This window comes from Janibacter hoylei PVAS-1 (assembly GCF_000297495.1).
Lineage (GTDB): Bacteria > Actinomycetota > Actinomycetes > Actinomycetales > Dermatophilaceae > Janibacter > Janibacter hoylei.
The window spans coordinates 14,403-30,172 of the sequence record NZ_ALWX01000046.1 but is presented as its reverse complement, the minus strand read 5'-3'; the positions used below and the strand labels follow the sequence as shown (position 1 = coordinate 30,172).

At 70.3% G+C, this 15,770-nt stretch carries 16 protein-coding genes and 1 pseudogene; 9 read left to right on the top strand and 8 right to left on the bottom strand.

Features of this window, described 5'->3' with window-relative positions; genetic code table 11:
- The 3 genes and pseudogenes from B277_RS10380 to B277_RS10370 all read left to right on the top strand — a co-directional run.
- Positions 1 to 1,010: pseudogene (locus tag B277_RS10380) on the top strand (nucleotide sugar dehydrogenase); the annotation flags it as partial.
- Between the two features lie 91 nt (positions 1,011 to 1,101).
- Positions 1,102 to 2,016, top strand: coding sequence for a sulfate adenylyltransferase subunit CysD (gene cysD, locus B277_RS10375; protein WP_007927989.1), 915 nt, complete (start codon positions 1,102 to 1,104; stop codon positions 2,014 to 2,016).
- A 191-nt stretch (positions 2,017 to 2,207) separates the two neighbouring features.
- A complete protein-coding gene (locus B277_RS10370) occupies positions 2,208 to 3,494 on the top strand; it encodes a sulfate adenylyltransferase subunit 1 (protein ID WP_007927987.1) in 1,287 nt (428 codons plus the stop codon).
- On the opposite strand, the gene B277_RS10365 is transcribed toward B277_RS10370, so the two are convergent.
- The 3 genes from B277_RS10365 to B277_RS10355 all read right to left on the bottom strand — a co-directional run bounded on the left by B277_RS10365 (position 3,491) and on the right by B277_RS10355 (position 5,974).
- On the bottom strand, positions 3,491 to 4,879 hold the full coding sequence (locus B277_RS10365) for a tyrosine-protein kinase domain-containing protein (protein WP_007927985.1): 1,389 nt from the start codon (positions 4,877 to 4,879) through the stop codon (positions 3,491 to 3,493). The two genes, B277_RS10370 and B277_RS10365, sit on opposite strands and share 4 nt — an antisense overlap.
- Positions 4,880 to 4,908: 29 nt before the next feature.
- Positions 4,909 to 5,661 (bottom strand): nucleotidyltransferase family protein, encoded by a 753-nt coding sequence (locus B277_RS10360; RefSeq protein WP_274517178.1) that lies wholly within the window; start codon positions 5,659 to 5,661, stop codon positions 4,909 to 4,911.
- Between the two features lie 94 nt (positions 5,662 to 5,755).
- Positions 5,756 to 5,974: a hypothetical protein gene (locus tag B277_RS10355; protein ID WP_128277365.1), complete on the bottom strand. Its 219-nt coding sequence runs from the start codon at positions 5,972 to 5,974 to the stop codon at positions 5,756 to 5,758.
- 189 nt (positions 5,975 to 6,163) lie between these two features.
- Here B277_RS10355 and B277_RS10350 point away from each other — a divergent pair, with 189 nt between their 5' ends.
- The gene (locus tag B277_RS10350; RefSeq protein WP_156811775.1) at positions 6,164 to 6,967 is read left to right on the top strand and encodes a hypothetical protein; all 804 of its coding nucleotides are present in this window, start codon (positions 6,164 to 6,166) and stop codon (positions 6,965 to 6,967) included.
- A gap of 51 nt (positions 6,968 to 7,018) precedes the next feature.
- Here B277_RS10350 and B277_RS10345 read toward each other — a convergent pair whose 3' ends face one another.
- Positions 7,019 to 8,179: an NAD(P)-dependent malic enzyme gene (locus B277_RS10345; RefSeq protein WP_007927973.1), complete on the bottom strand. Its 1,161-nt coding sequence runs from the start codon at positions 8,177 to 8,179 to the stop codon at positions 7,019 to 7,021.
- Positions 8,180 to 8,410: 231 nt separating this feature from the next.
- Here B277_RS10345 and B277_RS10340 point away from each other — a divergent pair, with 231 nt between their 5' ends.
- Positions 8,411 to 9,295, top strand: a complete 885-nt coding sequence (locus B277_RS10340) for a helix-turn-helix domain-containing protein (RefSeq protein WP_083853729.1) — start codon at positions 8,411 to 8,413, stop codon at positions 9,293 to 9,295.
- A gap of 94 nt (positions 9,296 to 9,389) precedes the next feature.
- Here the strand turns inward: B277_RS10340 and B277_RS10335 are convergent, their stop codons facing one another.
- Complete coding sequence (locus B277_RS10335) at positions 9,390 to 9,980, bottom strand: hypothetical protein (protein WP_156811774.1); 591 nt, start codon at positions 9,978 to 9,980, stop codon at positions 9,390 to 9,392.
- Positions 9,981 to 10,059: 79 nt separating this feature from the next.
- Here B277_RS10335 and B277_RS10330 point away from each other — a divergent pair, with 79 nt between their 5' ends.
- From B277_RS10330 to B277_RS10320, 3 genes are all read left to right on the top strand, one after another.
- Positions 10,060 to 11,472: a hypothetical protein gene (locus B277_RS10330; protein WP_007927968.1), complete on the top strand. Its 1,413-nt coding sequence runs from the start codon at positions 10,060 to 10,062 to the stop codon at positions 11,470 to 11,472.
- Positions 11,473 to 11,630: 158 nt separating this feature from the next.
- Positions 11,631 to 12,128 carry a hypothetical protein gene (locus B277_RS10325; protein WP_128277367.1) on the top strand — a complete coding sequence of 166 codons (498 nt, stop codon included), beginning with the start codon at positions 11,631 to 11,633 and terminating at the stop codon, positions 12,126 to 12,128.
- Positions 12,128 to 12,592: a hypothetical protein gene (locus B277_RS10320; protein ID WP_007927964.1), complete on the top strand. Its 465-nt coding sequence runs from the start codon at positions 12,128 to 12,130 to the stop codon at positions 12,590 to 12,592. Before B277_RS10325 ends, B277_RS10320 begins: the two co-directional genes overlap by 1 nt.
- 3 nt (positions 12,593 to 12,595) lie before the next feature.
- Here the strand turns inward: B277_RS10320 and B277_RS10315 are convergent, their stop codons facing one another.
- From B277_RS10315 to B277_RS10305, 3 genes are all read right to left on the bottom strand, one after another.
- Positions 12,596 to 13,861, bottom strand: coding sequence for an HD-GYP domain-containing protein (locus tag B277_RS10315; RefSeq protein ID WP_128277368.1), 1,266 nt, complete (start codon positions 13,859 to 13,861; stop codon positions 12,596 to 12,598).
- A complete protein-coding gene (locus tag B277_RS10310) occupies positions 13,858 to 15,015 on the bottom strand; it encodes an HD-GYP domain-containing protein (protein WP_007927960.1) in 1,158 nt (385 codons plus the stop codon). Before B277_RS10310 ends, B277_RS10315 begins: the two co-directional genes overlap by 4 nt.
- 71 nt (positions 15,016 to 15,086) lie before the next feature.
- Entirely contained in the window at positions 15,087 to 15,308 is a 222-nt protein-coding gene (locus B277_RS10305) for a hypothetical protein (RefSeq protein WP_007927958.1), read from the bottom strand.
- A gap of 124 nt (positions 15,309 to 15,432) precedes the next feature.
- Between B277_RS10305 and B277_RS20340 the strand changes: the two genes are divergently transcribed.
- Positions 15,433 to 15,507, top strand: a complete 75-nt coding sequence (locus tag B277_RS20340) for a 50S ribosomal protein bL37 (protein WP_370670776.1) — start codon at positions 15,433 to 15,435, stop codon at positions 15,505 to 15,507.
- Positions 15,508 to 15,770 lie beyond the last annotated feature (263 nt).

The following is a 15,770-nucleotide window of genomic DNA, read 5'->3' as shown; positions in this document are numbered from 1 at the left end:
GGCCCACCGGGAGCTCGACCTGACCTTCACCCTCGACAAGGACCGGGCCTACGCCGACGCCGAGTTCGTCGTCATCGCCACGCCCACCGACTACGACCCGCAGACCAACTACTTCGACACCTCCTCCGTCGAAGGGGTCATCGCCGACGTCATCGCGACCAACCCGGACGCGGTCATGGTCGTCAAGTCCACGATCCCGGTCGGTTTCACCGCCGGCGCCCGCGAGCGCTTCGGCACCGACAACCTCATCTTCAGCCCGGAGTTCCTGCGCGAGGGCAAGGCCCTGCTCGACAACCTCCACCCCAGCCGCATCGTCGTCGGTGAGGTCAGCGACCGCGCCCGCCGCTTCGCCGACCTCCTCGTCGAGGGCGCCGTCGACGAGGAGGTGCCCGTGCTGCTGACCGACTCCACCGAGGCCGAGGCGATCAAGCTCTTCGCCAACACCTTCCTCGCCATGCGCGTGGCCTACTTCAACGAGCTCGACACCTTCGCCGCCCGCCACGGGCTCAACACCCGCCAGATCATCGACGGCGTCGGGCTCGACCCGCGCATCGGGTCGCACTACAACAACCCCTCCTTCGGCTACGGCGGCTACTGCCTGCCCAAGGACACCAAGCAGCTGCTGGCCAACTACCAGGACGTCCCGCAAAACCTCATGCAGGCCATCGTCGACTCCAACCGCACCCGCAAGGACTTCGTCGCCGAGGACATCCTGCGCCGCGGCCCCCCGCGTCGTCGGCGTCCACCGCCTGATCATGAAGGCCGGCTCGGACAACTTCCGCGCCTCCTCGATCCAGGGGATCATGAAGCGCCTCAAGGGCAAGGGCATCGAGGTCATCATCTTCGAGCCCGCCCTGACCGAGGAGACCTTCTACGGCTCCCGCGTCATCCGCGACGCCCGCGCCTTCAAGGACGAGGCGGACGTCATCATCGCCAACCGCCGCACCCCCGACCTCGACGACGTCGCCGACAAGGTCTACACCCGCGACCTCTTCGGCACCGACGCGTAACGGACCGCTGAATCCAACACATGAACACGAGTTTGGTCATCCATAACATACAGTTATGCTCCGAGGATCCCGTTCGAAGAGAGGTTCCCTCGTGCCCACTGCCGCACCATCGGCTGCCCTGACGCACCTCGACGTCCTCGAGAGCGAGTCGATCCACGTCATCCGTGAGGTCGCTGCGGAGTTCGAGCGACCCGTCCTGATGTTCTCCGGCGGCAAGGACTCGATCGTCATGCTCCGGTTGGCGGAGCGAGCCTTCGCCCCGGCAAAGATCCCCTTCGGCCTGCTCCAGGTCGACACCGGCTTCGACTTCCCCGAGGTGCTCGCCACCCGCGACCGCTGGGTCGACCGCCTAGGCATCGAGCTGCACGTCGCCTCCGTCGAGGAGGCCATCGCCAACGGCACCGTCATCGACGACGGCAAGACCTCACGCAACCGCCTGCAGATCGGCACCCTGCTCCACGCCATCGAGGAGCGCGGCTACACCGCTGCCTTCGGCGGGGGCCGGCGCGACGAGGAGAAGGCCCGCGCCAAGGAGCGCATCTACTCCCACCGCGACGACTTCGGCCAGTGGGACCCCAAGAACCAGCGCCCCGAGCTCTGGTCCCTCTACAACGGGCGCATCCATGAGGGCGAACACATGCGGATCTTCCCGCTGTCTAACTGGACCGAGCTCGACATCTGGCAGTACATCGGCCGCGAGCAGCTCGACATCCCCGAGATCTACTACTCGCACCAACGACGCGTCTTCGAGCGGGACGGGATGCTCCTCACCGCGAGCGAGCACAACCCCCTTCGCCCTGGTGAAATGGCCCAAGAACGGACGGTGCGCTTCCGCACCGTCGGCGACCTGACGCTCACCGGGTGCGTGGAGTCCACCGCCGACACCGTCGAGGCGATCATCGACGAGATCTCTGTTGCCCGACTCACCGAGCGAGGCGCCACCCGTGGTGACGACCGCTTCAGCGAGGCCGCCATGGAGGACCGGAAGAAGGAGGGGTACTTCTGATGGGTATCCAGACTGAGACGTCATTTCGAGGCTCCTCGCAGAGCTCGTCGCACCTCAATGACCGGGAGAGGGACGAGAGCTCGTCGCACCTCAATGAACGTGAGAGGGACGAGACGGCCAACCCTTCGAGGCTCGTCGCTGGCGCTCCTCGCACCTCAGGGACCGTGGCTGGGGAGCGTGGGGAGGCCGCCGTGGGGACAGACCTTGATCTGGGGCTGCTGCGGGTCGCGACGGCGGGGTCGGTTGACGACGGCAAGTCGACCCTGATCGGGAGGCTGCTGCTCGACAGCAAGGCGATCTTCGAGGACCAGCTCGAGGCCGTCGAGGCCACGAGCAAGGCCAAGGGCCACGACCACACGGACCTCGCGTTGCTCACCGACGGACTGCGCAGCGAGCGGGAGCAGGGCATCACCATCGATGTCGCCTACCGCTACTTCGCAACGCCGCGGCGCAAGTTCATCCTCGCCGACACTCCCGGTCACGCGCAGTACACGCGCAACATGGTCACCGGCGCCTCGACCGCCGACCTGGGCCTGGTGCTCGTCGACGCCCGCCACGGGCTGACCGAGCAGTCGCGGCGGCACACCGTCCTTCTGTCGCTGCTGCAGGTCCCCCACATCACGCTTGTGGTCAACAAGATGGACCTCGTTGACTACGACGAGTCCGTCTACACGCAGATCCGTGAGGACTTCCTCGACTTCACCGAGCAGCTGCAGGTGCCGGCGGTCGCGACCTTCCCCATCTCCGCGCTCGTCGGCGACAACGTCGTCGAGACCAGCGACGCGATGCCCTGGTACACCGGCACGAGCCTGCTCGAGCACCTCGAGACCGCCGAGAGCGCCGACCTCTTCGAGACGAAGGGCGACCGCTTCCCCGTCCAATACGTCATCCGTCCGCAGCAGGACGAGCACCGCGACTACCGCGGCTACGCCGGCCGGGTCGAGGCCGGCACCTTCACCGTCGGCCAGGACGTCGTCGTCCTGCCGAGCGGGGTGCGCACGACCATCGCCGGCATCGACACCCTCGACGCCACGCACGACCGGGCCGTCAGCGGCCAGTCGGTAACGCTCCGCCTCGGTGACGAGGTCGACGTCTCACGCGGGGACCTCATCGCCGACGCCGAGCACGCCCCCGAGGTGACGCGCGAGATCACCGCGACGGTCTGCTGGATGACGACCGGCACCCTGCACAGCCGGCAGAAGCTGCTGCTCAAGCACACCACCCGCACTGTCAAGGCCATCGTCGACGGGCTTGGTGCCCGGCTCGACGTCAACACGCTCGAGCGCGATGGCGAGGCCAGCGAACTGGGGCTCAACGAGGTCGGGACGGTCTCCCTTCGCCTGTCGCAGCCGCTGGCCGTCGATGCCTACGCCACCCACCGGGCGACGGGGTCCTTCATACTCATCGACCCGGCGACCGGCAACACCGTGGGCGCCGGCATGATCTCCGGCACCCACTGGGTCGAGTACACGATCTAGTCAGACGACGACGCGCCTGCGCGCCGTACGTAGTACGAGGAGCCTCCGCCGTAATAGGCGGAGGTTTCCTTGCGTGAGGCCTGGTTGAGCACCACGCCGAGGACGCGCCCGTTGACCTCTTCGAGGTGCTCGAGGGTCCGCTCCACGTGGGTGTCGAGGGTCTTGCCCGCCGTGACGACGAGGATGGCCCCGTCGGAGAGCGCCGTGAGGATCGCGCCGTCCGTGACGGGCAGCAGCGGCGGGGCATCGACGATGACCCGACCACGCGAGGCGAGCTCGGCCAGCAGACGGACCATCGCCTGCGAGCCGAGGACCTCACTCGGGTTGGGCGGGATGTTGCCCGCGGCGAGCACCTGCAGGTTGCCCTCCCCCGGCGCCGGCTGCAGCACGTCGTCGAGCGATGCCTCCCCCACCAGCACGTCCGTCAGACCCGCACCCTCGGTGGCCCCGACGCCGTCGGCGATCACCGGGCGACGCAGATCCGCGTCGACCAAGGTCGTCGGGTGGCCCGAAGCCGCCATCGCATAGGCCAGGTTGACCGCGATCGTCGACTTGCCATCGCCCTCGCGTGGACTCGAGATGACGACCACTCGAGGCGGGTTGTCGACGTCCATATAGCGCAGGTTGGTCCGCAGCTTGCGCAGGGCCTCGCTCGCTGCCGGATCGCTCGACCGAGTCATCCCACCAGCAAGTGCAGGGATCCGATCATCCGACTTGCGTCCGAGGGCCTTGCTCTGCGGGATCGTTGCCATGACCGACAGGCCAAATGGCTTGATGTCCTCCGGTGTGCGGATGCGTCGGTCGAGCTGGGAGCGGATGACGGCCACGCCCAGACCCAGCAGCAGGCCGAGCACCAACGCCAGCGACAGGTCCCGTCGGGGGTTGGGCGACGTCGGCGACGTCGGCAGGATCGCCGATTCCTGCGGCACGACGCGCAGGCCGTCGTCGCCCCCTTCGATCTTGGCGACCTCCTCGGCCAGGCCAGCGATCCACGCGTTGGCCAGGTCCGAGGCCTCCTGCGGCGTCGCTCCGTGGGCGACGACCCGGATGAGGACGGTGTCCGGCGGCTGGCTGACCTCGATCCGACCGATGAGCTGAGAGGTCGAGGCGTCGCTCTTGGCGATCCGCTTCGCCGCCTCCGCAGTGCCACGACTCTTGGCGACGTCGACGTACGACGTCGCCCGCGACTTGGCGAGGGTGTCGTTGATCGAGTCCTCGGCAGCGGAGGAGGACTTGGACGCCGCGACGAAGCCGGCCGCGTCGGCGGAGTACACCTTCGGCTGGGTCAGGTCGTATGCCGCCGCGATCAGCAGGCACACGACGACACACACGAGGATCGCGCGCCAATGACGACGCACGATGCGCAGGTAGTCCGCCAGCTCCATGTATCCCCTTCCGTCGGACCCGAGTCAATCTACTTGCCGACCAACCGCCGGACACGCACGGCCAAGATCTGCCGCGGACTCCGATACTCGACGTCTTGGGCACTCGCCCAAAAGCGTGCGATTTCCTCACTGAGCGTCAGCTGTTGCCACACCACCCGGGGCAGGTGCCTCGGTGCTCGGCGGACCAGGTGCTTGATGAGCCGGCGCGTGTTGTCGGCGCCCGCCTCCGCGCGCCAGCGCTCCGCGGACTCGGGGACAGGTCCCTCGGGCGGATCCACGCCCAGCTGATCGAGCACGGCACCGACCGTCCAGACGGCACCGACCGAGCGCGCGGCAGCCAGGATCTCGTCACCGGCAAAGGGGCTGGCATCAGCCAGTATGCGCTCTGCCGTGACCGGCCACGACTCCTGCGGAGTCACCTTGAGGTGGTTGAGCGCCTCGATGACGAGGGCATGTGGAGCACTCGTCGTCAGCACCGGCTGGTGCGCGATCGTCACCGTGGATCGCTCGACCCACAGCGCGTCAAAGGCACCGGGCGCATCCAAGAAGCCCGAAAAAGTGTGGTGCAGATCCATGGTCGTCGGAAAGTGCTGGTGCCGGAAGGTCGTCGAGTAGACGATGTCGTCGAGCTCCGGAGGGAACCAGTAGGAGACGACCCGCCAGCCCACCTCGGCCAACGCCTGGGTGGCCTTCGGCCGGTCATCGGGGTGGATCATCAGGTCGAAGTCGTTCGATGACTTCGCCGAGCGCACTCCGAGCTGCGCGAAGGCTGGCCCCTTGATCGCCAGGACCTGATCCCTCTGGCAGACAGGTGCCGCTGGAGCATGACGGTCCCGAGCGGACCGGCCTCGGCCAGCGTCAGCCCCGACGCGGTGCTCATGCTGCCGGGACGATCAGCCGCGCGGCGGCGAAGGCCTCAACGAAGGCCTCGACCAGCGCCGGGGCGTCGCCGCCTCCGACGGTCTCCGTCGCCACTGTGAGCAAATCGTCATAGGTGCATGGGCGCGCGGCGAGCGCGCGCCACAGGCTGGCCGCAGGCTCCGGGCAGAGCTGCGGGAGGGCAGAGACGGACCCACTTAGGTCCACGAGAGCCACGCGCCCCTCCCCCTCGACCCACGCGACATCAGCGCTCGTCCGCCATCGTGCGTGGATCTGTGCTATCGCCATGGCGCCATTATGTCTACCATGTGCCCCAACCGGACACCTTGTGGTGTTGTGCTAATTCTTGGGGGAATCTTGTCCAGCCATGACAGTCTTGCGTCCCAGCGGCCGAGTCGACGGCAGGTGGCGAAGGGAGCAGCCTGGGCTGCACCGGTTCTGACGACCGCCGCACTCGCTCCTCGGGTGGCGGCGTCGACGCTGGAGTGCACGCCGGCGAGCGAGCAGGACATCAACAACGCGGTCACCCTCGCTCGGGCGTCGCAAACGCTTCCACTGACGTTGCGGGTCGAGCAGGACACCGGCGACGCGGGCCACTCCTACGACGGCGGCACGTGGACGGCGGTGGACTTTCGACTCGTCAATCGGGGAGGGACCACCATCGTCGCGAGTGCGGCTAACCCCTTGGTGGTCCTAGTGAGATTCGTGCGCACCACAGTCACAGGCAGCTCCACGCGGACATTCAGGAAGACCGCCGTCACCGCAGGCACTGCCGCGGTGGCCCCTTCCGGAGATGCCATCATCACCGGAAACGACTTCACCCTGACCATCAGAGACAACATCGCCCCAAATGGATCTGCCGGATTCGTCACCTGGATCCGCAACGAGTTCCTCACGCCCACTCACCGCGCGGACGTTCAGATGACGTCATTCGGGGTAAATGACGACGTAACCCACGCGATTCCAGCGATCACGGAGATCCTGACCGATCCGACACAACAGACAGCCTGCGCGACGATCTACCAAAGCGCTGTTCAGCAGCAGTCCGGCAACACCCGGACGACGACTTTGCGTGCGGAAGGTCAGACGACGGGCGGTTCGGCACACACATTGAATTGGCTGGTCGGGCAGTTCATGTCCACGGACACTCTGGGGAACTTCGCCCCGTCACCAGGACTCTTCGGCATCAATTATGACGGGAAGTGGTGACAGTCGTTGGCGCTCAACTGCGGTAGGCCCTGAGCAGCTGCACTCGGCGCCTCACCCAGCGTGCGCAGCCACCGCCGCGGCAACAGCCTCGGCAACACCCTCCTGAAACACCGGCGGGACGATCTTGTCCGCCGTCGGCTCCTCGACGAGGTCGGCGATGGCGCGGGCGGCGGCCAGCTTCATCTCCTCGCTGATCTGCACGCCACCGGCGTCCAGAGCCCCGCGGAAGATGCCAGGGAAGGCGAGCACGTTGTTGATCTGGTTTGGGTAGTCGCTGCGGCCCGTGGCGACGATCGACGCGTACTTGTGCGCGATGTCGGGGTGCACCTCGGGCGTCGGGTTGGCCAGGGCAAAGATCATCGGCCCCTCGGCCATCGCCGCGACCTGCTCCTCCGGCACGTTGCCGCCCGAGACGCCGATGTAGACGTCCGCGCCCTTGAGCGCGTCACCGATCGTGCCGGTCTTGCCCGTGACATTGGTCGTCGCGGCGAGCATCTCCTTGTGCGCCACGAGGTCGTGGCGGTGCTTGCCGATGATGCCGCGCGAGTCGCAGACGACGATGTCGGTGACGCCGGCCAGCTGCAGCAGCTGGGTGACGGCCACACCGGCCGCCCCGGCACCGCTGACGACGACGCTCAGCGAGCCGATGGCCCGGTCGACGACCCGGCAGGCGTTGATGAGCCCGGCGAGCACGACGATCGCCGTGCCGTGCTGGTCGTCGTGGAAAACGGGGATGTCGAGCCGCTCGCGCAGCTTGCGCTCCAGGTCGAAGCACCGCGGCGCCGAGATGTCCTCGAGGTTGATGCCGCCAAAGCTCGGCGCCATCCGCGCGATCGCGTCGACGAGCTCGTCGACCGACCCCGACTCCAGGCACACGGGGATCGCGTCGACCCCACCGAAGTGCTTGAAGAGCACCGCCTTGCCCTCCATGACCGGCATCGCGGCGAGCGGGCCGATGTCACCCAGGCCGAGCACGGCCGTGCCGTCGGTGACGACGGCGACGGTGTTGTTGCGGGCGGTGTAGGCCCGCGACAGCGCGGGGTCCTGCTCGATCGCCAGGCACACGTCCGCGACACCGGGGGTGTAGAGCAGCGACAGGTCTTCCTCGTCGCGCAGCGGCTTCGTCGCCCGTACCTCGACCTTGCCACCCTCGTGGGCGACGAACTGCGCAGCAGTCAGGTCGTACGTGGTGGTGGGCTCGGACGCGGACACGGCAGACAGACCTCAGGCAAACTCGGGGATCAGACAAGGGGCGCCCTGCGGCGGCCGGGTGAGGCCACGACGGGCGGCTGGTGAGCCGAGAGCAATCCTCGCACACCGCCGGGGTGGCACCGCAACGGCGTCGAGGTTCGGACGTGGCCGGTGGCAGTGTCCCGATACGATCACTTTCGGACACGAAGTGATCAGGATCGGACGCAGCGCTGTCGATCGGAGGGAGCCCGGATGAGCCTAGACGCACACCACGCGCCACTCCGGGGGGAGACCGCCGCACCGGCGAGCACGTGGCGCCCCGTCACCGACGATCTGCGGGTGCGCCACGTGGCGGGCCCCACCGCCGTCGACGCCACCCGCGAGCGGCACCCGCTGACCATGGCCGTCGTCGTCGAGGGGACCTGCCTCCTGCGCCGAGCCGGGGCAAGCACCCGCCTCCCCCGCGCCACCCTGCTCGTCGACCTCGACACCGGCCTGCTCGAGGTCCCCGACGGGGCACGCCTGTACCTCGCCAGCTTTCGTTCCGTCTCCGCAGGGCGAGGCATCCTCGAGGCCTCGCCGGGGCTGGAGCAGGTCACCTCCGTCGACCCGGCGCTCGTGCGCACGACCGAGAGCGTCCTGACGAGCCTGCTGCAGGAGCCACCGACCGGCCCCTTCTCCCGGCACCTGCTCGACCGGACGGTGCGCGATCTCTTCGGTGCCCTGGTCCTCGACGGCCGGCTGCGGCCGATGAGCGCCCAGCAGCACAGCCTCTACTCCGCAGCGCTGCACCACATCGTCGACCACTACGCCGACACCGACCTCGGCCCCGAGACGATCGCGGCCGCCTTCACCGTCTCGGTGCGCCACCTCTCCCGGGCCTTCCGCGACAACGGCACGACGGTGACCCGGTGCATCACCTCCACGCGGGTCTCGGTGGCCGTCGCCCTGCTCAGTCAGCAGCCCGACCTCGGTCTGACCGAGCTGAGCGAGGAGTGCGGCTTTTCCTCCCTCCAGGCCATGCGACGTGCCTTCAAGGCCGAAGGGAGAGAGTCGCCCTCCACCCTGCGGACCCTCGCCGCCGCGCGGCACCGGGCCGCCAACCAGAGCCGCTCCGTCGCCCGACGACGGGCCTGAGCCACGACCCGACGCGATGTCAGGGTGAGCGTCACGCATGGACCGCTGGGCGCACGGCGGGTGCCATCATGGGCGGTCGGTGTCACCATCATCCCTACGACACTCGCCCCGGCCTTCGCCGGACCACCCGAGCCACCCTGCTGCGGCCCCGTGCCGCCGCCTGCCACCCGGAGCCCACCGCATGCGCGCACGCGCCCTCCTCCCCGCCCTGCTCACCGCTGCCCTCACCGTCACCGCGGCAGCCGGCGCCAGCGCCCAGCCGGGCGGCACCGACGAGGCCACCGTGCGCCTCACCGGCCCCCTGCTCAAGACCGCGGACGAAGGGGGCACCCGCCAGCTCGTCGGCATCTGGGCCGAGGGCCGCCTCGTGCCGCTCGACCCCGCTCCCCTGGCCGACGCCGCCCCAGGCGACACCGTGACCGTCGACGTCACCGCCCCCGACAGCGTCGTCGCCGCCGCGAGCGCCGACCGCACCCTCACCGTCCCCACCGGCGAGCCTACGCCCGCCCGCCACCGGCTGCGACCCGCTCAGCTGCGCGACGCCTCCGACCGGACGCCGGCGGCCGCGTCCTCCCCCTTCGGCCAGGCCACGACCGACGCCGCCCTCGCGCCCGGCGCCCCCCGCCCTGCAGGTCGACCAGGTCGTCGCCACGACCACCGCGAGCGCCACCCAGGCACCGAGCACCCGCCGCATCACCTACGTCGAGGTCACCCCCCGCGGTGCCACCCGCGAGCCGGTCACCGCCACCGTCGCCCGCCGGCAGGTGGCCGGCGCCGACGCCTTCTGGAGCGAGCAGTCCGACGGGCAGCTGCGCATCGCGGCGCCGACGACCGCCGCGCACTTCACCTCCGCCTACACGTGCAGCGGCAGCGACCTGCTGCGCCTGTGGAGCCAGGCCGCCGACCGCACCGGCTACGACGGCCGGGCCAACGCGACGCTCGTCATCAAGCTGCCCTTGGCGACCTATCGCACCTGCGGCTACGGCTACGGGCAGATCGGCCTGTCCACGAGCTCCGGTGGCATCCTGCACGTCTCCGACACGGCGACGCCCGTGCTCGCCCACGAGCTCGGGCACAACATGGGGCTCGAGCACGCCAACCTGCTCACCTGCGCCACCCGCTCCGACGGCCGCCTCACCGACACCGGCATGTGGGAGAGCGCGTGCAGCGAGGAGGAGTACGGCGACTCCCTCGACATCATGGGCCCCTCCACCCAGGACGACACCCCGATGCTCTCGGCCCCGCAGGCCCTCATCGCCGGGATCCTGCCCCCCTCCGCCGCGACGGCCGTCGGCCTCGGCACGACGCGGGTGACCCTCCGACCGCTCTCCGGCGGCACCGGGGTGCGCGCCGCCGTCGTCACCGACGCGACGACGCGCGTGCGCTACTGGGTCGAGTACCGCACCCCCACCGGCCGCGACGCGAGCAACCCCTCCGGCCAGGACACCGGCGTGCGGGTGCTGCGCCTCGGCACGACCTCCAGCACCGTCGTGCTCGACGCCACCCCCACCGGCCGACGGGACAACCGGGTCGCGGTCGGCGCCGGCACGACCTTCACCAACCGTGACGGCGGGCTGCGGGTCACCACCGAGTCGGCCACCGCCACGCAGGCGGTCGTGCGTATCGACAACGCGACCAAGCCGCCCGCCCTCACCGCCACCGCCGTACCCAGGATCAGCGGCACCCGCGCCGTCGGCCGCACCCTCACCGCCTCGACCGGCACATGGACCCCCACCCCGACGTCGTACACCTACAAGTGGAAGCGCAACGGCACCGCCATCGCCGGCGCAACCGGCCGCACCTACCGGCTGACGACCGCCGACGCCGGGCGCAACATCTCGGTCACCGTGACCGCCCGCCGCTCCGGCCGCACCGCGACTGCCTCGACCTCCGCCCGCACCGCCGTGCCGCTGCACGCCACGGCCAGCCCCTGGATCCACGCCCCCACACCCAGGGCGGGCCACCAGGTCACCGCCATGGTCGGGTCGTGGACCCCGCGCCCCGACGGCTACGCCTACCAGTGGTACCGCAACGGCGTCGCCAAGCCGGGCAAGACCGCCAAGACCTACACGCTCAACCTCGGCGACCGCGGGCAGCGGATCTCCGTGCGGGTCACCGCGCGGCGCACCGGCTCCGCGGCGGGCGCGAAGACGAGCGCGTCGATCACCCCGCGCTGACGGGCAAAGGGGCCCCTTCGCCCGTCAGGTGGTGTCGCCCCGTCAGGTGGTGTCGCGCCGTCGTGGTGCGCTATCTTCCTGCCGTGCTGGCCCGACCGGGTCAGCCGGGTCGCAGGACGACCACGAACGACTGGGGACATGCCATGGGGATGGGGATCTTGCGCGCGCCTGCGCGCGCCCGCACGAAGTTGACAGCCTGGGCGGCAGCCGCCCTGCTGCTCGGGGCAGTGGCCGCCGCGGGCAGTGCCGCGGCTCGGCCCGAGACGGCCAGCACGGAGGGTGCCGCGCTCGTCGGCCCGGAGACGCAGTTCGTCGGCTGCGTCATCCGGCTCGACCCGAAGCGCGGGCCCTACCTGCACCACAACAGCACGCACACGTGCGTCGGCGTGACGAAGCTGCGGATCACGCCCAACGGGCGCATTCAGCTCTACTACCCCTACAAGGGGCGCACCTCGTCCGTGGCCGCCGTCGCCGACGAGACGATCGCCATGCGCGGGATCATCGTCGGGGCCGACTCGAGCAGCACCTACGCGACGTTTTCGCTCTACGACACCCAGCGCAAGCGGCGACTCAACCTGGCGAAACCGTCCGACTACAAGCTCGCGGCGAGCACCAACTCCAATGTCTGGTTCGCCGCCGTCCGCGAGGCGATGTGATGGGGCGCGCCGGCTGGGTCGCGGGCCTCGCGACCGTCGCGCTCGCCGTCGGCACGGGTGTCGCCGTCGGGCAGTCCGGTGGTTCGCACCCGGCGACGGTGCCGGCCGGGTCCGTGACACTCACCTCGTGCCACATCCTCCTGCCGGCCGACGGCTACCCGCGGGCGGAGCGGTCGAGCCACCGCGCCTGCATCGGCATCGAGCGGGTCTCCGTCGACAGCCGCGGCTGGGTGGTCATCACGGCGACCGACAGCTCTCCGGTCATCACGGTGCAGGTCACGGCGAACGAGTACGCCGCATCCCGCGGGCTGCTCGTCGGCGCCTCGGGCGGCAGCCCGACGATCAGGGTGCCCGTCGTCGACACCAAGACCGGCACGACGCTCAACGTGCGGTGGTCAGGCCACCGGGCGCGCTTCGGCACGTCCTCCGGCTTCTGGGTCCACGTCACGCGCGACGCGTCGTGATGCTCACCCCGCGCTGAGCGTCCGCTCGAGCGCGGCGACGACCTCGGGGTCGTAGTCGTAGCCGAGACCGAGGTGCAGCCGCTCGAGCGCCACTTCCTGGGCACGGGGCGAGCGTGCGCCCTCGGTGATGTCGTCCCAGGCGTTGGCCACCCGCACGATGCGGCTCGGCAGCGGGATGTGCTCGCCGAACTCGCGGGTGCGGCGGAAGGGCGTGCCCACCTGGGTGACGAGCGGCAGGAGCCGCGCCAGTTGGGGCGTCTCGCCGAGGATCCGGGTCACGGCCTGCGCCATCTCGGCCTGCTCGCCGTCACCGGCGTAGAGCGTCGCCCCACCCCGCAACGGCTCGCTCAGTCCGAGCTGCCCGACATCGTGGAGCAACGCCGTGCGCTCGACGTCACGGATGCCGGCCGCGTCGAGACCCAGCTGGTGCCCCACGGCGCACGCGAGGTCCGCCACCCGGCGCACGTGCGCCGACCGGGTCCGCCCCACGACCTCGCTGAGCCGCGACATCGCGAGCAGCGACTCGTCGAGCGACTGCCGGGTGCTCACCAGGCGCCGGACGGAGAGATAGGTCACGAGCACCGGGACGATGAGCAGCGGGATCGCGGCCCAACCGAGCACCGGCGTGGCGAGGGCGATGAGCGGACCGGTCGCCACCGTCGACACCGAGATGCCCGTGATCGGGCCGACCTCCGCGGCGACGATGTGCGCGAGGCGCTGCCCCTGCCCGAGCCACGCGACGACGTTGTCGAGCACCCGCTCGGCGAGGCCACCGATGAGCGCGGCGAGCATGAGACCGAGCGCGCCGAGCGCCGGGTGGACGTGCGCGGCAAAGGCCCAGTCGACGAGCGTCTGACCGTCGACGGACACCCCCCGCGCCAGCGCCGTCGTCACAGCCATGCCGAGGAATCGTGACCCCAGCGAGCCCTCGACGACCGAGCGCCCACGCACCCGGGCGACGAGGCCGCCGACGAGGATGCTCAGCCAGATGACGGCGAGGACGGTCCACGCGCTCGGCACCTCACCGGAGGAGGCACCGAGCGGGGCAAGGATCAGCCCGAGCGCCGGCGCGGTCGTCAACGGCGCGATGACCCGCTGGGAGAACTGCATCGGCACCTGCTCGCCGATGACGATCGCGAAGACCGCCGCGACGGCGAAGGGCGTGACCATCGGCTCCGTGATGTCCGCCTGGACGGCCGCCATCGACCCGAGGAGCACCGCCACCCCGAAGAGGGTCAGCCCCGGCCGCAACCGCTGAGCGAGCCTCACGACGTCACCTGCGGCAGCTGGTCACGCTCGAGGGCCCGCCGCAGCCCCGCGACGCACGACTCGTCGAGGCTCTGCCCGACCACGGCCTCGCAGTGGTCGACGGCGTCACGGGGGGACCACCCTTCGGCCCGCAGGTGGGCCCACGTGTCGGCGACGGCGAGGACCCGCGCACCGAGCGGGATCTCCCCGCCGACGAGCCCGAGGGGGTGACCCTGACCGTCCACCCGCTCGTGGTGGCCGTCGACGAGGTCGAGCGTCGGCCCGAGGAAGGTCACCGACCCCACGACCTCGCGCGCCGCCAGCGAGTGGTCGCGCCGCACGATCGCCGGCGCCGCCCCGTCGAGCGCGAGCATGCCGACGTCACGCAGCCGCGCGGCCGTCGCGATGCGGTCCACGAGCGCCGGCGACAGGCCGAGCCCCGTGGCGACCGCGTGGGCCGCGCCCGAGGCGAGGCGCGCCTCCTCGGCGGCGCCGGGGCGGCGGATGTCGAGGGCTGCGACAAAGGGGGTGAGCATGTCGTGGCGGGTCGCCCACTCGCTCGCGTGCTGGTGCAGCCCCCACTGGATGACGAGCAGCGACGGGAGGAAGAAGAAGATCGACATCCAGCCCAGCCCCGCCGGCGCCCACAGGATCGTCAGCAGATAGCCGGCCACGAGATAGCTCGCGTAGTCGGGGATGACCTGGCGCAGCAGGTCGGCGGTGATGACGCGCAGCGAGCCGGCGCTGCTCAGCTGGAGGACCCCGGCCAGGAGCACCGTGTTGGCCAGTGCCGCGACCAGGGCCGCCACCATCATGTGCAGCCACAGCACCCACGCATTGGTGCTCGGGCTCGAGGTGAGCTGCGCGCCGCCGACGAGGCCGTAGGCAGCGGCACCTGCGAGCACGAGCAGCACGCGCTGCGCGGTGTTGAAGAGGTCCTTGACCGGGCTGCTGCGGCGCACGAGCCCCGGCACGGCCGCGACGAGGGCTGCGCCCACGGGGCCGACGAGCGGGATCGCGGCGATCTGCACGATGCCCGAGACCGAGACGCGGATCGAGCCGATCGCGGGCGGGCGGCTCAGGCCGGCGACGGCTCCGACGACGAGCAGGGCCGTGGTCCACGCCCACTTGTCGGGCGGACCGCTGACGACGAGTGCCAGCACGAAGGCCGCCACGGCGGCAGCCGTGACGACCGTGACGTAGAGGTGGGTGGACCGGCCAAAGCTGGCCGACCCGTCAGTGGCGGTCAGGCCTGGGACGACACCGAGTCAGACCCGGGTGCGGCCCACTCCCAGTTGTCGCCGGCGTCAGCCCACTCCCAATTGCCGGACTGCTTCGCCCACTCCCAGTTGTCCGAGGTCGAGGTCCCCTCCGCCCACTCGTAGTTGGCGCGGAACAGGCCACCCGCGAACAGGGACGCGAGGAGCGCTCCGACGAGCAGCGCAGTGATCTTCTTCACGGATCCCATGATGCCACCCTTCGGGGCGCAGCAGTAGCCCGAAGGACCGGTCTCTGACCCGATCGTGACACAATGCGTCCTTGTCCCAGCTCTCGCCGGTCCGCCGGCGGGACCACGCACGCAAGGAGTCACCATGAGCAAGCGCGCCCGCAAGCGTCGCTCGCGCAAGGGCAAGGCCGCTAACCACGGCAAGAAGCCCAACGCCTGAGCACCCCGTGACGAAGGGGGCCGCCCACCTGGGCGGCCCCCTTCGCCGTGCCCGGCCCACCCCCTTCGCCCGCATCTGCCGAGGGAAATCACCACCCACCGGCGCATCTGCCTAGGGAAATCACCACCCACCGGCGCATCTGCCGAGGGAAATGCGCAGGGCTCGCCCGCGCCGGCGGGAATGGGGGCGGCCGCCGGGCTGTTGGACAGCGGGAGACCAGCCGCGAAGGACAGGAGTCCAGGTGCTCGTACTGCACGCCGGAG

Coding starts and splice junctions, on each gene's coding strand:
- B277_RS10320 (WP_007927964.1), top strand. CDS start 12,128: ATGGGGCGCGCCGGCTGGGTCGCGGGCCTCGCGACCGTCGCGCTCGCC.
- B277_RS10340 (WP_083853729.1), top strand. CDS start 8,411: ATGAGCCTAGACGCACACCACGCGCCACTCCGGGGGGAGACCGCCGCA.
- B277_RS10365 (WP_007927985.1), bottom strand. CDS start 4,879: ATGGAGCTGGCGGACTACCTGCGCATCGTGCGTCGTCATTGGCGCGCG.
- B277_RS10305 (WP_007927958.1), bottom strand. CDS start 15,308: ATGGGATCCGTGAAGAAGATCACTGCGCTGCTCGTCGGAGCGCTCCTC.